Origin of the sequence: Pseudomonas sp. PNPG3 (assembly GCF_023093815.1) — a bacterium.
Taxonomy (GTDB): Bacteria; Pseudomonadota; Gammaproteobacteria; order Pseudomonadales; family Pseudomonadaceae; genus Aquipseudomonas; species Aquipseudomonas asiatica.
Window position 1 is genome coordinate 65,288 of sequence record NZ_JALLKV010000003.1, and the last position, 15,212, is coordinate 80,499.

The 15,212-nt window shown below is 61.8% G+C and carries 15 protein-coding genes; 6 read left to right on the forward strand and 9 right to left on the reverse strand.

From position 1 onward, the window contains the following. Positions 1–301 precede the first annotated feature (301 nt). Both MJ643_RS03690 and MJ643_RS03695 read left to right on the forward strand, forming a co-directional pair. Positions 302–1,678, forward strand: a complete 1,377-nt coding sequence (locus MJ643_RS03690; protein WP_013970497.1) for an L-serine ammonia-lyase — start codon at positions 302–304, stop codon at positions 1,676–1,678. Positions 1,679–2,135: 457 nt separating this feature from the next. After that, positions 2,136–3,242 carry a GlxA family transcriptional regulator gene (locus tag MJ643_RS03695; RefSeq protein WP_015268639.1) on the forward strand — a complete coding sequence of 369 codons (1,107 nt, stop codon included), beginning with the start codon at positions 2,136–2,138 and terminating at the stop codon, positions 3,240–3,242. Positions 3,243–3,361: 119 nt separating this feature from the next. Here MJ643_RS03695 and MJ643_RS03700 read toward each other — a convergent pair whose 3' ends face one another. The 5 genes from MJ643_RS03700 to choX all read right to left on the reverse strand — a co-directional run bounded on the left by MJ643_RS03700 (position 3,362) and on the right by choX (position 7,461). Further along, positions 3,362–3,619: a hypothetical protein gene (locus tag MJ643_RS03700; protein WP_003257487.1), complete on the reverse strand. Its 258-nt coding sequence runs from the start codon at positions 3,617–3,619 to the stop codon at positions 3,362–3,364. Positions 3,620–4,039: 420 nt separating this feature from the next. Next, positions 4,040–4,516, reverse strand: coding sequence for a thioesterase family protein (locus MJ643_RS03705; protein ID WP_013970499.1), 477 nt, complete (start codon positions 4,514–4,516; stop codon positions 4,040–4,042). Positions 4,517–4,526: 10 nt separating this feature from the next. Continuing rightward, positions 4,527–5,492: an L-carnitine dehydrogenase gene (locus tag MJ643_RS03710; RefSeq protein ID WP_013970500.1), complete on the reverse strand. Its 966-nt coding sequence runs from the start codon at positions 5,490–5,492 to the stop codon at positions 4,527–4,529. An 18-nt stretch (positions 5,493–5,510) separates the two neighbouring features. Further along, complete coding sequence (locus MJ643_RS03715; protein ID WP_024088001.1) at positions 5,511–6,395, reverse strand: 3-keto-5-aminohexanoate cleavage protein; 885 nt, start codon at positions 6,393–6,395, stop codon at positions 5,511–5,513. 121 nt (positions 6,396–6,516) lie between these two features. Continuing rightward, positions 6,517–7,461: a choline ABC transporter substrate-binding protein gene (gene choX, locus MJ643_RS03720; protein WP_013970502.1), complete on the reverse strand. Its 945-nt coding sequence runs from the start codon at positions 7,459–7,461 to the stop codon at positions 6,517–6,519. A gap of 147 nt (positions 7,462–7,608) precedes the next feature. Between choX and MJ643_RS03725 the strand changes: the two genes are divergently transcribed. Beyond that, positions 7,609–8,553 (forward strand): GlxA family transcriptional regulator, encoded by a 945-nt coding sequence (locus tag MJ643_RS03725; RefSeq protein WP_208209536.1) that lies wholly within the window; start codon positions 7,609–7,611, stop codon positions 8,551–8,553. Between the two features lie 120 nt (positions 8,554–8,673). Here the strand turns inward: MJ643_RS03725 and MJ643_RS03730 are convergent, their stop codons facing one another. The 4 genes from MJ643_RS03730 to MJ643_RS03745 all read right to left on the reverse strand — a co-directional run bounded on the left by MJ643_RS03730 (position 8,674) and on the right by MJ643_RS03745 (position 11,171). After that, the gene (locus MJ643_RS03730; RefSeq protein ID WP_038408553.1) at positions 8,674–8,925 is read right to left on the reverse strand and encodes a bacteriocin immunity protein; all 252 of its coding nucleotides are present in this window, start codon (positions 8,923–8,925) and stop codon (positions 8,674–8,676) included. Between the two features lie 394 nt (positions 8,926–9,319). Then, entirely contained in the window at positions 9,320–9,871 is a 552-nt protein-coding gene (locus MJ643_RS03735) for a hypothetical protein (RefSeq protein ID WP_013970504.1), read from the reverse strand. A gap of 66 nt (positions 9,872–9,937) precedes the next feature. Then, on the reverse strand, positions 9,938–10,654 hold the full coding sequence (locus tag MJ643_RS03740; protein ID WP_230397048.1) for a hypothetical protein: 717 nt from the start codon (positions 10,652–10,654) through the stop codon (positions 9,938–9,940). A 115-nt stretch (positions 10,655–10,769) separates the two neighbouring features. Beyond that, complete coding sequence (locus MJ643_RS03745) at positions 10,770–11,171, reverse strand: lysozyme inhibitor LprI family protein (RefSeq protein WP_013970506.1); 402 nt, start codon at positions 11,169–11,171, stop codon at positions 10,770–10,772. A gap of 287 nt (positions 11,172–11,458) precedes the next feature. Between MJ643_RS03745 and MJ643_RS03750 the strand changes: the two genes are divergently transcribed. From MJ643_RS03750 to dgcA, 3 genes are all read left to right on the forward strand, one after another. After that, complete coding sequence (locus MJ643_RS03750) at positions 11,459–12,436, forward strand: dipeptidase (protein ID WP_003257506.1); 978 nt, start codon at positions 11,459–11,461, stop codon at positions 12,434–12,436. A 77-nt stretch (positions 12,437–12,513) separates the two neighbouring features. Beyond that, positions 12,514–13,044 (forward strand): DUF5943 domain-containing protein, encoded by a 531-nt coding sequence (locus MJ643_RS03755; RefSeq protein WP_013970507.1) that lies wholly within the window; start codon positions 12,514–12,516, stop codon positions 13,042–13,044. Between the two features lie 15 nt (positions 13,045–13,059). Further along, the gene (dgcA, locus tag MJ643_RS03760; RefSeq protein WP_013970508.1) at positions 13,060–15,120 is read left to right on the forward strand and encodes a dimethylglycine demethylation protein DgcA; all 2,061 of its coding nucleotides are present in this window, start codon (positions 13,060–13,062) and stop codon (positions 15,118–15,120) included. Positions 15,121–15,212: the final 92 nt, after the last annotated feature.

Here is a 15,212-nt window from a genome sequence, read left to right on the forward strand (position 1 = left end):
GGGGTCGTAACCAGTACGGAACGGGTCGTATCCAGTATGGGCGATGTCGTTTATGGATTTTTCCACCCCCTCAGCCGCATTTTTACGTCACCAGGCCGCCGTAAAGCGGCGTGGCAAGGGCAGCTCCCCGGTTGAAAACAGCGCGGCGCTGCTGGACAAAAGTACGTCGGTTGCAGACGGCGAGGGGGTTGGTAAAAGCCCGATGATGCGTGCATTCAAGGCGGCCCGCTGCTTCAGCCTAGCAGTTGCCCCGCCCTGCGCATGGCGCGCAGAGACAAGCCCAGCAAGAGGTGATTCGACAATGGCCATCAGCGTGTTCGACCTGTTCAAGATCGGTGTCGGGCCCTCCAGCTCCCACACCGTAGGCCCCATGCGTGCTGGCGCCCTGTTCGTCCAGGGCCTGCGCGAACGCGGCGAGCTGGAACGTGTGAAGCGGATCGAAGTGCGCCTGTATGGCTCGCTGTCGGCCACAGGTGTGGGGCACGGCACCGACAATGCCATCATCATGGGCTTGATGGGTGAATGGCCTGACGCCATCGACCCGACCCAGATCGTGCCGCGTATAGCCGACCTGCGCGAAACCAACACCCTGCAGCTGGACAGCCGCCTGCCCATCGAATTCGTCTGGGCCCGCGACATGCTGTTGCTGGACGAGAATTTGCCGTACCACCCCAACGCCATGACCCTGGTTGCCGAAGGCGAACAGGGCGAGCTGCACCGCGACACCTACTACTCGGTGGGTGGCGGCTTCGTGGTCGATGCCGCCCAGGCCGCCAGCGGCGTGCTGGATGCTGACCAGACGGTGCTGCCTTACGATTTCAATAGCGCTGCCGAACTGCTGCGCCTGTGCAAGCAAAACGACCTCAGCGTGTCGCAATTGATGATGGCCAACGAGAAGGTCTGGCGCAGCGAGGAAGAGATCCGCGCCGGCCTGCACAAGCTCTGGGAAGCCATGCAGGAATGCGTCAACAACGGCCTCAAGTACGAAGGCACGCTGCCCGGCGGATTGAACGTGCGCCGCCGCGCCGCCAAGCTGCACCGCAGCCTGCAGGAAATCGGCAAACCCAACGTGATCGGCTCGACCATGAGCGCCATGGAGTGGGTCAACCTGTTCGCCTTGGCGGTCAATGAAGAAAACGCTGCCGGCGGGCGTATGGTTACCGCACCGACCAACGGTGCGGCGGGCATCATCCCGGCGGTGTTGCACTACTACATGCGCTTCAGCGATGCGGTGGACGAGTCCAGCGTGGTCGACTTCTTCCTCGGTGCTGCCGCGGTGGGCATCCTGTGCAAGAAGAACGCCTCGATCTCTGGTGCCGAAGTGGGTTGCCAAGGGGAAGTCGGTTCGGCTTGCGCCATGGCAGCGGCGGGGCTTGCCGAAGTGCTGGGCGCGACCCCGCCACAGGTGGAGAACGCTGCCGAGATCGCCCTGGAGCACAACCTGGGCCTGACCTGCGACCCGGTCGGTGGGTTGGTGCAGGTTCCGTGCATCGAGCGCAACGCGATTGCCGCGGTCAAGGCCATCAACGCTGTGCAGATGGCCCTGCGTGGTGACGGCGAGCACTTCATTTCCCTCGACCAGGTGATCCGCACCATGCGCGATACCGGGGCCGACATGCACGACAAGTATAAAGAGACTTCGCGCGGTGGTTTGGCGGTCAGCGCGATCGAGTGCTGATAGCTTGACCGGACCTCAAGGGCCTCTTCGCGGGTGAAACCGTGAAGAGGCCCTTGAGTTTGACGCAGGTGCAGCACAGCCCCCCCAATGCATCCTTATGGTGCAGTGCGACGCATACCAATCGTCGGGTGTCGTAATCAGTGCGGGCATTGTCGGTGACACTCAAGAGTGTCGTTTCTGGGCATCCTACACTGCGCGTGTCACCAAATTGCTCAGCCATTCCACGCACACCGCCTAGCACGCCCGTTCTACGATGATTGACCAACTCGATCAAAGCACCTGATTTGCCTAACAAAGGCGTCGTTTTCAGGTTTTTTTGGATGGCCGTTCAACTTCAGGCACGGCGTTTGCGTAGAGATTGGTACCAAGGCCCCCACACATGAAACCGGGGCCATACATAACAAGAAATCAGTGCTCGCCTGAGGCACCCCCTGCATTTGTGTGAGGAGAAATCGCGATGACGTCGTACACCTCCGGGAACCCAACCCAGAACCGCACAGCCCCCCAGTCCATCGGGTTTCTCCTATTGGACAATTTCACCCTGATTTCCCTGGCGTCGGCCGTCGAGCCGCTGCGCATGGCCAACCAGCTGTCCGGCCGCGAGCTGTACCGCTGGCACACCCTCACCGCCGATGGTGGACAGGTGTGGGCCAGCGATGGCTTGCAGATAACCCCTGACGCCGCGATGCACAGTGCGCCTCCCATCGATACCGTGATTGTTTGCGGCGGCGTGGGCATCCAGCGCAGTGTCACCCGCGAGCATGTCACCTGGTTGCAAACCCAGGCCCGCCAGTCGCGCCGCCTGGGCGCGGTATGCACCGGCAGCTGGGCCTTGGCCTGTGCCGGGCTGCTGGATGGTTTCGATTGCAGTGTGCACTGGGAATGCCTGGCCGCGATGCAAGAGGCTTTCCCGCGCGTCAACATGAGCACCCGCCTGTTCACCCTCGACCGTAACCGCTTCACCAGCTCCGGCGGTACTGCGCCGCTGGACATGATGCTGCACCTGATCAGCCGCGACCACGGCCGTGAACTGTCGGCGGCGATCTCCGAAATGTTCGTCTACGAGCGCATCCGCAACGAGCAGGATCACCAGCGCGTGCCGCTCAAGCACATGCTTGGCACCAACCAGCCGAAGCTGCAGGAAATCGTTGCGCTGATGGAGGCCAACCTCGAAGAGCCGATCGACCTGGACGAACTGGCGGTATACGTGTCGGTATCGCGCCGGCAGCTCGAGCGCCTGTTCCAGAAGTACCTGCACTGTTCGCCGTCGCGTTACTACCTGAAGCTGCGCCTGATCCGCGCCCGGCAGCTGCTGAAGCAGACGCCGATGTCGATCATCGAAGTGGCGTCGGTGTGCGGCTTCGTGTCTACCCCGCACTTCTCCAAATGCTACCGCGAGTATTTCGGCATTCCGCCGCGTGACGAGCGCGTGGGCTCCAACACCGCGCAGCAGGTGGCGATGATGCCGATCCCGCAGGCCATGACCCTGTCGCCGCACAGCGGGCCGATGGCGGCCCTGAGCCAGGCGCGCAACGAGTCGACCTTTGCCAGTGTAAGGCTCTGAAACAGCACTGGCCTCTTCGCGGGTAAACCCGCTCCCACAGGTACTGCACCGGATTCAAAAGCGGTGCGATACCTGTGGGAGCGGGTTTACCCGCGAAGAGGCCAGTACAGGAAAACGAATCAGCCGCGCTTGTTGAACTGCGCCAACGCCGGCAACAGCTGTTTGTCGATGGCCTGGCGCACCGCCGGCAGGATCGTCGCACTACCAGTATACATCTGCTCCACCATCCCCTTCAGCGCCCGTGCATTGGGCTCGGTCAACCCACGCACCACCGCTTCGCACGCCTGCTCGGCAGTAGCGCCGGCCGGAATCTCGAACCCGCGCGCGCGCAGGTGGCCTGCCAGATCGTCCTGGTCAATCAAATCCGCATGCATCATGGCTGTTGTCCCTTTTATCGCTAAGAGAGTGCTGCTGTGATTTACGACCGATTCTGTGACGCCGGCGACATGCCCGCAACAACAGAATGGCGCCATGGCTGCTTTGGCTAAGAACAGGTCGTTTACGGCTAAATCCAGTGTTCGGGAAGTGCGCAAACTCAAGCCATCTGCCGCAACGGAGGGTTTGGTCACCCTCGTTCGTGTACAGTGGATGTTGCTCGCTCTTGGCCCCGGATGCTCACGGCTTTCCGGGGTTATTTTTTTGCCCGGAGCAACACCGCCACCGCTGTTGGCTCACTGTCTTGCTCAATACTTGCAGGCATGCATGCCTCTGTGGGAGCGGGTTCACCCGCGAATGCGTCGGTAGCTTCACCATCGCATTCGCGGGTGAACCCGCTCTCACAGGGTACGCAGTTTTGTTCAGGATCGGGTGTTCAAACCCATCACCCGTCCGACGAACTCAGCCGGGGGCACATCCTGCTGCTCATCCACCAACCCTTGCAGCAACTCGACACTACGCTCACTGAACGGTGCCGACCTCGGCCCCGCCAGGTCCACATGCAGCAGCATCTGCTCACTGGTCGCCAGCGCTTCGGCGAACCCTGCCCGGTGCAGGCTGTGGTAGACATGCAGGCGCTTGCGATCAAAGCCGATGATCTGCGTCTGCACCCATACCTCGGTGCCCAGCTTTACTTCGTGCAGGTAGTTGATGTGCGCCTCCAGGGTGAACAGCGAGTTACCGCTCTGGCCGCGGCTGTCGGCATCCAGGCCGATGCGCTCCATCAGCGCGTCGGTGGCGTAGCTGAAGATCAGCAGGTAGTAGGCATCGCGCAGGTGCCCGTTGTAGTCGACCCAGTCCTCCTGGACCGGGGTGCGGTAGGTGATCAGTGCGGGCATCGCGGTCTCCTCAGTCGCCGAAAGCCATACCGTGGCTGGCCTTGCTGGTCTTTACCGCTTCCAGCACTGCCAACAGGGTGTCATCACGATAGCGCTCCAGCGCGGCGATGCTGCGATCCGCCAGTTGCACGGATGTCCCTTCGACCACATCGTCGATCAACTTGTCGGTGAGTTCCGGCGCCGGCAGGTAGGTCCAGGGCAGTTTCAACGCCGGGCCGAACTGGGCCATGAAGTGACGCATGCCCGCATCACCACCGGCCAGGGTGTAGGTGAGGAACGTGCCCATGAACGACCAGCGCAAGCCGGCACCGAAACGGATGGCATCGTCGATCTCGCCGGTACTGGCCACGCCGTCGTTGACCAAGTGCAGTGCTTCGCGCCACAGCGCTTCGAGCAGGCGGTCGGCGATGAACCCGGGCACTTCCTTGCGTACGTGTAGCGGGCGCATGCCCAGGGCGGTGTAGATGGTCCGGGCCGCTTCGATGGCTTCGGGGGCGGTGCGGTTGCCACCGACGATTTCCACCAGCGGCAGCAGGTACACAGGATTGAACGGGTGGCCGACCACGCAGCGCTCGGGGTGGGTGGCCGACTCGTAGAACTCGCTGGGCAGCAGGCCCGAGGTGCTGGAACCGATGATCGCGTCGGGTTTGGCGGCGGCGCTGATCTTTGCGTGCAGGTCGAGCTTCAGGTCCAGGCGCTCAGGGGCGCTTTCCTGGATGAAATCGGCGTCGCGGACACATTCCTCGATGGTGGCGACGAACTTCAGGCGGTCTTGTGATGCTCCTGGTGCCAGGCCTTGTTTTTCCAATGCCGGCCAGGCGTTGGCGATGCGCTTGCGCAAGGCCTGCTCGGCGCCTGGCGCCGGGTCCCAGGCGACCACGTCCAGGCCGTGGGCCAGGGCGCGCGCGACCCAGCCGCTGCCGATCACGCCACTACCCAGCGCGGCGAAGGTCTTGATCTCGGTGATGAAGGTCATGTTGAGCTCCTGAAGGTGTCAGCGGCGTTTGAGGTTCATCTTTTCCCGGCCTTCGGCCGGGGTCAGCACACGGGCGCCAAGGCGCGAAATGATTTCCACCGCGCGCTCGACCAACTGGCCGTTGCTGGCCAGCACGCCACGGTCCAGGTAAAGGTTGTCCTCCAGGCCCACCCGCACGTTGCCGCCCAGCAGCACCGCCTGTGCGGCCATCGGCATCTGCATGCGACCGATACCGAACCCGGCCCAGGTGACGTTTGGCGGCAAGTTGTCGACCATCGCCTTCATGGTGGTGGTATCGGCCGGAGCGCCCCACGGGATACCCAGGCACAGCTGGAACAGCGGGTCTTCGAGCAGGCCTTCCTTCATCATCTGCTTGGCGAACCACAGGTGGCCGGTGTCGAAGATTTCCAGCTCGGCTTTTACCCCCAGCTCGGTAATGCGCTTGGCGCCGGCGCGCAGTTGTGCCGGGGTGGAGACGTAGATCGAGTTGCCGTCGCCGAAGTTGAGAGTGCCGCAGTCGAGGGTGCAGATTTCCGGCAGCAGCGCTTCGACATGGGCCAGACGCTCCAGTGGGCCGATCAGGTCGGTACCCGCGCCGAACTCCAGTGGTGTTTCACCCGGGCCGATTTCCAGGTCGCCACCCATGCCCGCGGTAAGGTTGACGATGATGTCCACGTCGGCTTCGCGGATGCGCTCCATGACTTCGCGATACAGCGCCACGTCACGGCTGAAGCGACCGGTTTGCGGGTCGCGCACGTGGCAGTGGACCACGGTGGCGCCGGCTTTGGCGGCCTCTACGGCAGACTCGGCGATCTGCTTGGGGGTGACTGGAACAAGGTGGCTTTTCGAGGCGGTGTCGCCGGCGCCGGTGAGGGCGCAGGTGATGATGACGTCGTGGTTCATGGCGGGGTTCCTTGTGGTGTCTGGTGGCCTTTTCGCGGGTAAACCCGCTCCCACAGGGGACGATGTTGCCCCTGGCATGTGCATGCCTTGTGGGAGCGGGTTTACCCGCGAATGGGCCGGATCAGTTGGCAGTGAGGTTTAGGTTGTCGGCAGCCGGCTTGCCATCGAAGGTGGTCACACCCTCCAGCCAGCGGGCCTTGTCCTCGGGGTGGTCCTTGAGCCACTGGCGGGCCGACTCCAGCGCATCCTTGTGGTCGAGCAGCGGCTGCATCATGCGGCTCTCGTCCTCGGCACTGAAATTCAGGTTGGCCAGCAGGCGGTGGGCGTTGGGGCAGCGTTCGGCGTAGTCCGGCGCGGTCACCGTCCACACTGTCGCGCGGCCTTCGTCCGGGCCCAGTGCGTCCTGGCTGTCGCCCAGGTAGACCATGTCGATATTCACGTTCATCGGGTGCGGTGCCCAGCCGAAGAACACCACTGCCTCGTTGCGCCGCACCGCGCGGTCGACGGCGGCGAGCATGCCGGCCTCGCTGGACTCGACCAGCTGGAACTTGCCCAGGCCGAACTGGTTCTTGGCGATCATCGCCTTGATCTGGGTATTGGCGCCGGAGCCTGGTTCGATGCCGTAGATTTTCCCACCCAGTTCCTTCTCGAACTTGTGGATGTCGGCAAAGGTCTTCAGGCCCTTGTCGGCCAGGTACTTGGGCACCGCCAGGGTGGCGCGGGCGTCTTCCAGGCTCGGCTTGTCGAGCACCTTGACCTGTTTGGCGTCGACGAACGGTGTGATGGTCTGGGTCATGATTGGGTTCCAGTAACCCAGGAACATGTCCAGGCGCTTGTCGCGGATGCCGGCGAAGATGATCTGCTGTGAAGCGCTGGTCTGCTTGGTCTGGTAGCCAAGGCCATCGAGTAGCACCTGCGCCATGGCGCTGGTGGCGATGACGTCGGTCCAGTTGACCACGCCCAGACGGACGTTCTTGCAAGCCGCGGGCTCGGCGGCGAATAGTGGGGAAGTGGCGATGCTGCTCAGGGCAAGGGTCAACAGGCTGCGGCGGATCAAGCTGTGCATGGTGGCTCTCCATCGGCAGTGCATATTGTTATTGGGGTTCGACCTCTCTGGGTCGTATGAAGAAGCTACGCTGCTGTCAGGGTGGAAAATCGCACCCTGGCGACCAACATTTGCACGGAGGCGACCACCTTTGCCGTGGAGCATGCAATGCCGCAAATCATTCACTTCCTGTTGTTGCCCGGGTTCTCGGCCATGGGTTTCATCAGTGCCCTGGAACCACTGCGGGTGGCCAACCGCTTCAAGGGCCCGTTGTATCGCTGGCAGGTGTTGAGCCTGGACGGCGGGGCGGTGCTGGCCAGCAATGGCATGTCGGTGAACGCCGATGCAGCGCTGGCGGCGGGCGAGCCTGGTGGCATCCTGCTGATCGTCGCCGGTTTCGAGCCATTGGCCTGTTATGGGCCGGCGCTGCAGCAGGCGCTACGCCGCCTGGACCATGAGCGGGTGGTTCTGGGTGGCATCGATACCGGCGCGGTGGTGCTGGCCGAGGCCGGCCTGCTCGACGGCCACCGCGCCACCGTGCACTGGGAGGCGCTGGAGGCGTTCAAGGAGCGCTATCCACGCTTGCAGGTGACCCAGGAGCTGTTCGAGATTGATCGGCGTCGCATCACCTGCGCAGGCGGTACCGCGTCGATCGATCTGATGCTCGACCTGATCGGCCAGGCCCATGGCAGCGAGCTGGCGGTGCAGGTGTCCGAGCAGTTCGTGCTCGGGCGCATTCGCCAGCGCCAGGACCACCAGCGCATGCAGATCGCGAGCCGTTACGGCATCAGCAACAAGAAGCTCGTGAAGGTGATCGGAGAAATGGAGCGAAATATCGAGCAGCCGCTCAACAGCCAGGTGCTGGCCGATGCAGTGCAGGTGACCCGGCGGCAACTGGAGCGCCTGTTCCGCTTGCATCTGGACGACACGCCCAGTGGCTTCTATCTGCGATTGCGACTGGACAAGGCTCGGCAGTTATTGCGCCAGACCGACATGAGTGTGCTGGAGGTGGCGGTGGCGTGCGGGTTCGAGTCGGCGTCGTATTTTACACGCAGCTACCGGGCACGGTTCGAGCGGTGTCCGCGGGAGGATCGGTTGGCCCGGGTGGTGTGACTGGTCCTCGTGAGCCATGGAGGTTCAACTCTCACCTCCTTGGAAACTTGTTTGGTTAGACGAGGTGGGAACCCCGATTAGTTTTTTGACCGCCTTTACAACTGATCGGGGGGGCACATATTAGGGTTGAGCAAATCCTGGTTTGCCGTTTGCAGCACGCCAAGCCTTCACCTCGGCCACAATTTGCTCAGGACTATCTTTCCCTTCCTCTGGGTAAAAAAGAAGATCTGATCCAGCGGGGTGCTCTGACAGTTTCTCAAACTTCTCCACAGCGCTACGGTGCGCTTCGTCGCTAGGGTAGTCAACTACGTAAATTTTGTTCACAAACTCCAAAAATTCTATTTCTTTAATATTGTTAATCGAATCATTCATCTTTAATCACCTTGGTGAATTTGGATGTGGAGGCCGGCAGTTATAAGGAGAATGCTCTCTGCGTTATTGCAGCGCTTCCCTTCTTATGGCCTCTTTGGTCTGTTGGGCCAACTTACGGCGTGCCTGCTCACCGCAGTTGTCGGGGCAGATATGAAGGGGCGTTCAACGTCCCAGACATGTATCAGGAACATCCGCTGCCTAAGGGGCTGAGCATGGCGCAATCGGTAGGAGGTATCGAGCGAATCGGCCAAGTTGTCTACCGAGCAGAAGCCAAACAGGGTGAAAAAGTAACTGAAATCCTTTACGCGGCCCATGCTCTGGGCCATGCGTTCTTGCGACTAACCTTTGCACGGTGGCGACCACCCTCAGCCGTGGAGCGTGCAATGCCGCCTGGTTAGAACTGATCGAGGTCAGAAAGCGCCTGGAGGCGGTTTTCGACCTGTACTCGTCGCGCCTCGAAAGCCCGGGCGTCGAGTTTCGCGCCCATGTGGTCCAGTTGCAGGGCAAGGCGCGTACGTGGGGCATCCGGGTCGGTCGAACAGCACAGGTTGAAGACGATCGCCAGCGGGCTGCCGCTGTCATCTAGGTCAAATTCGATGCGCAGGTGCGAGCTGGCCGAAGTGCTGCGCAGCAGGGCGAGGTCTGGCTGTTTCAAGCCATTAAGTATGTCGTTGGCAACCCGCTCGAACTTGAGGTTGCGACGCTGGGGCGCTGGAATCCAGCCGTTGAAGACGTCTTGAAACACAGCATCCGTGGGTACGCAGTTGATGCTTTTCGTCGTCCGTTCGATCAGTTCGACACCGCTGTTCTCCAGGCCCTGCAGAAAACGGCTGAACCAGCGCTGGCCATCCTGTTGGCGATCGTGAGCCTGGTTGGCCTCTAGTTGCGCCAGGCGCAGGCAGGCATGAAGGTCTTCCCAGGGTTGGTTGGCGAGTTTGGTGGGCATGCTTGTGGTCCTCGCTGCAGGCGTAGGAAGGGGAGCCTGGCGCCGCTGGGCGGCGCCAGGTGCAGGTCAGAGTTCCAGCGCCAGGATGTCGAACGCCTGGCTGGCCAACTTCATCCTGACGGCTTCGCGCATGGCGTCGAAGTGGCGAACACTGAACGAGCCCTGTTGCGAGGCCCGGTATACACGGGTATTCGACTTGTCGATGATGCGGCCAGCGGACCCTGCGGCTTTCTCGGCCTTGTCATAGCTCAGCTGAACGCTGGTCATGTGCATGATCGGCAGGCCTTGCGGTGTCATCTCGCAGGCCGAAATCTGGATGGTGCTGGATTTGCCCGAAACACTCACGCTGCTTTCTTCGAGCAGTTGCTGCGCCTTGGGTGTTTGCACGATCACTTCGAAGGAGCGTTTTACACAGCGGCTCAGGCGGTGGCTGGCGCCGATCTGGACGGTGACGATCTGCGGCACCAGGGTGGCCAGCGTGTGGGTGTCCTTGTCGATTGCTTCCTCGACATGGGCGGCGCCGGTCAGCGTCCAGCCGAACTTGCCCAGGCCGTCGTTGTAGAAGTTGTACCACTCGCGCTGCTGGGTTTCCTTGTCGAACTTCTTGTTTGCCGACAGGTTCATCAAGCGCATGCCATCGAGCACGTCTTCGGCAACGCTGGCAGGTACATCCGGGGCAAAGATGCAGACGGTGTTGGCAACCATGACGGCGCGTTCTTCGCCTTCTTTCTTCAGGGCGGCAATGGCGCTGTTCATGTCGGTCTTGCTGATAGTAGAGGTCATGTCTTGGTTTCCGATCGAGTTCATCATCGGCACCTCGGGTGAGGCGCCGGGGACGCACTTTGGTTCGGATCGTCAAGACAGATAAGCCGAAAGCCTTTCCTGCCGAGGAACTCCCTTACTGCTGGCCGATGGACTGCAGGTACTCCGAGCGGTCATCGCTGCGTTGTGCCACGCAGGTGTTCCACGCCGCTTCGAACGCCTTGCTGCCCGGTTTCTCGGCATAGGTTTCGACCTTGCAGTCGGCATCGCGCAGTTGCGTCCACAGTTTCTCGGCCGCCTCCATACGCTCGGCCAAGGCGTCTGCCTTGTCGCCTTCGTCGGCGTACTGGTCGCGAATGCGCTGTATCAGGTCGTCATACGCCGACTTAAGTTCACGCTCGGCCGTCTGCTTGTTGAACGCCGCGCAAGCGAATGTCTGCTGGTCGGTCTCGACGTTGTCGCACGGGGTGCTTTCTTCCTCGCCGGCCTGGGCGCCCGATACGACAGCCAGCAGTACCAGCCATGCCATTGATTTCATCCGTTTTCTCCTCAACAAGGCTGACGAATCGGCTGGATTCTCGCTCAGCCGCCGACAAGACGATAGCTCCCTGAAGAAATGTTCATGAAACGGTCGGAAATGTCGTTATCGAGACTGTCTCTCATCGCCAGACGGCGCGCCAGAGGGCGCGATGTCGCGCATTGACGCTTTCGGCAAACCCCCTGTCGTTTTTGCATCGGGGCGCCTTTGGGCACAGGCATATGCTGGCCCCAAAGCGCCGGCAATAAGGTTTGGCGCAAACCCATTCAATAAAAGGGGACAGCCTGATGAGCCCAGCCGAACTTCACGCCGACAGCATCGTCATCGACGGCCTGATCATTGCCAAATGGAACCGCGAGCTGTTCGAAGACATGCGCAAAGGCGGGCTGACTGCGGCCAACTGCACGGTGTCGGTCTGGGAAGGCTTCAAGGCTACCGTCGACAACATCGCCGCCAGCCAGAAGCTGATCCGCGATAACAGTGACCTGGTGATGCCGGTACGCACCACCGCCGACATCCGCAAGGCCAAGGAACTGGGCAAGACCGGCATTCTCTTCGGCTTCCAGAACGCCCACGCCTTCGAAGACCAGATCGCCTACGTCGACGTATTCAAGCAGCTGGGCGTGGGCATTGTGCAGATGTGCTACAACACCCAGAACCTGGTCGGTACCGGTTGCTACGAGCGTGACGGCGGCCTGTCGGGCTTCGGTCGCGAGATCGTTGCCGAAATGAACCGCGTCGGCATCATGTGCGACCTGTCCCACGTGGGCTCCAAGACCTCCGAAGAAGTCATCCTCGAGTCGAAAAAGCCGGTTTGCTACTCGCACTGCCTGCCTTCGGGCCTGAAAGAGCACCCGCGCAACAAGTCGGACGAAGAGCTGAAGTTCATCGCCGACCACGGCGGTTTCGTTGGCGTGACCATGTTCGCGCCGTTCCTGGCCAAGGGCATCGACTCGACAATCGACGACTACGCCGAAGCCATCGAGTACACCATGAACATCGTCGGTGAAGACGCCATCGGTATCGGTACCGACTTCACCCAGGGCCACGGCCAGGACTTCTTCGAATACCTGACCCACGACAAGGGTTACGCCCGTCGCCTGACCAACTTCGGCAAGATCATCAACCCACTGGGCATCCGCACTGTGGGCGAATTCCCCAACCTCACCGAAACCTTGCTCAAGCGCGGCCACTCCGAGCGCGTGGTGCGCAAGATCATGGGTGAGAACTGGGTCAACGTCCTCAAGGACGTGTGGGGCGAATAAGCCGCTCTCCAAGCCTGAAAGCCCCTGCCAGCAACGCCGGGGCATCCCGATAAAAAATTTTATGGAGTTGAGTTTCCATGGCCAAGATCGCCCCGCAATTGCCAATCGAAGTAGACAGCGAGACCGGTGTCTGGACCAGCGACGCCTTGCCGATGCTGTATGTGCCGCGCCATTTCTTCGTCAACAACCACATGGGCATCGAAGAAGTCCTGGGCGCCGACAAGTACGCCGAGATCCTCTACAAGGCCGGCTACAAGTCCGCCTGGCACTGGTGTGAAAAAGAGGCCGAGTGCCATGGCCTGGAAGGCGTGGCGGTGTTCGAGCACTACATGAAGCGCCTGAGCCAGCGTGGCTGGGGCCTGTTCGAGATCCAGGACATCGACCTCGACAAAGGCACCTGCAGCGTCAAGCTCAAGCACTCCGCGTTCGTGTACGTCTATGGCAAGTGCGGCCGCAAGGTCGATTACATGTTCACCGGCTGGTTCGCCGGCGCCATGGACCAGATTCTCGCTGCCCGCGGCAGCTCGATCCGCACCGTGGCCGAACAGGTCTATGGCGGGTCGGAAGAAGGCCACGAAGATGGCCTGTTCGTTACAAAGCCGTTGTAAGCCGGAGATAGCGTCATGGCATTCGAAGCAATGTTCCAGCCGATCCAGATCGGCAAACTGACCATCCGCAACCGTGTGCTCAGCACCGCGCACGCTGAGGTCTACGCCACTGACGGCGGCATGACTACCGACCGCTACGTGAAGTACTACGAAGAAAAGGCCAAGGGCGGTATCGGCCTGGCGATCTGCGGCGGCTCGTCGGTGGTGGCCATCGACAGCCCGCAGGAGTGGTGGTCGTCGGTCAACCTGTCGACCGACCGCATCATCCCGCACTTCCAGAACCTGGCCGACGCCATGCACAAGCATGGCGCCAAGATCATGATCCAGATTACCCACATGGGCCGTCGCTCGCGTTGGGACGGCTTCAACTGGCCGACCCTGATGTCGCCGTCGGGTATCCGTGAACCCGTGCACCGCGCCACCTGCAAGACCATCGAGGTGGAGGAGATCTGGCGCGTGATCGGCAACTATGCGCAAGCTGCCCGCCGTGCGAAGGAAGGCGGCCTGGACGGCGTGGAACTGTCGGCCGTGCACCAGCACATGATCGACCAGTTCTGGAGCCCACGGGTCAACAAGCGTACCGACGAATGGGGCGGCACCTTCGAAGGCCGCATGAAGTTCGGCCTGGAAGTACTGAAGGCCGTGCGCGCCGAAGTCGGTGACGACTTCTGCGTGGGCATGCGTATCTGTGGCGACGAATTCCACCCCGATGGCCTCAGCCACGAGGACATGAAGCAGATCGCTGCCTACTATGACGCCACCGGCATGCTCGACTTCATCGGCGTGGTCGGCTCGGGTTGCGACACCCACAACACCCTGGCCAACGTCATCCCGAACATGAGCTACCCGCCGGAGCCGTTCCTGCACCTGGCGGCCGGCATCAAGGAAGTGGTCAAGGTCCCGGTGCTGCACGCGCAGAACATCAAGGACCCGAACCAGGCCACGCGCATCCTCGAAGGCGGCTACGTGGACATGGTCGGCATGACCCGTGCGCACATGGCTGACCCGCACCTGATCGCCAAGATCAAGATGGGCCAGATCGACCAGATCAAGCAGTGCGTCGGTGCCAACTACTGCATCGACCGCCAGTACCAGGGCCTGGATGTACTGTGCATCCAGAACGCCGCGACCTCCCGTGAATACATGGGCGTGCCGCACATCATCGAGAAGACCACCGGCGCCAAGCGCAAGGTGGTGGTGGTTGGCGCCGGCCCGGCCGGCATGGAAGCGGCCCGCGTGGCTGCCGAACGTGGCCACGATGTGACCCTGTTCGAGAAGAAGGAGCAGATCGGCGGGCAAATCACCATCGCCGCCAAGGCCCCGCAGCGCGACCAGATCGCCGGTATCACTCGCTGGTACCAGCTGGAGCTGGCGCGCCTGAAGGTCGACCTGCGCCTGGGCACCGCCGCCGACGTGGCTGCCATCCAGGACCTGCGCCCGGACATCATCGTGCTGGCGGTGGGTGGGCATTCCTTCCTGGAGCAGAACGAGCACTGGGGCGCCGCCGAAGGGCTGGTGGTCAGCAGCTGGGACGTGCTCGACGGCAAGGTTGCGCCGGGCAAGAACGTGCTGGTGTACGACACCATCTGCGAGTTCACCGGCATGTCGGTGGCTGACTTCATCGCCGACAAGGGCAGCCAGGTCGAGATCGTCACCGACGACATCAAGCCGGGTGTGGCCATGGGCGGTACTACCTTCCCGACCTACTACCGCAGCATGTACCCGAAAGAAGTGATCATGACCGGCGACATGATGCTGGAAAAGGTCTACCGCGAAGGCGACAAGCTGGTGGCGGTGCTGGAAAACGAATACACCGGCGCCAAGGAAGAGCGCGTGGTCGACCAGGTGGTGGTGGAGAACGGCGTGCGTCCTGACGAGCAGCTGTATTACGCACTGAAGGAAGGTTCGCGCAACAAAGGCCAGATCGACGTGGAGGCACTGTTCGCCATCAAGCCACAGCCGATCCTCAGCCAGCCGGGCGAAGGCTACCTGCTGTACCGCATCGGCGACTGCGTGGCCCAGCGCAACGTGCATGCGGCGATCTACGACGCCTTGCGCCTGTGCAAGGACTTCTGATCGAGAAAAATCGTCGCCACCGGGCGCGGTCCCTGTGGGAGCGGGTTCACCCGCGAAAGCGTCAGCACAAGCAACAAAGTTGTCTGATCTGA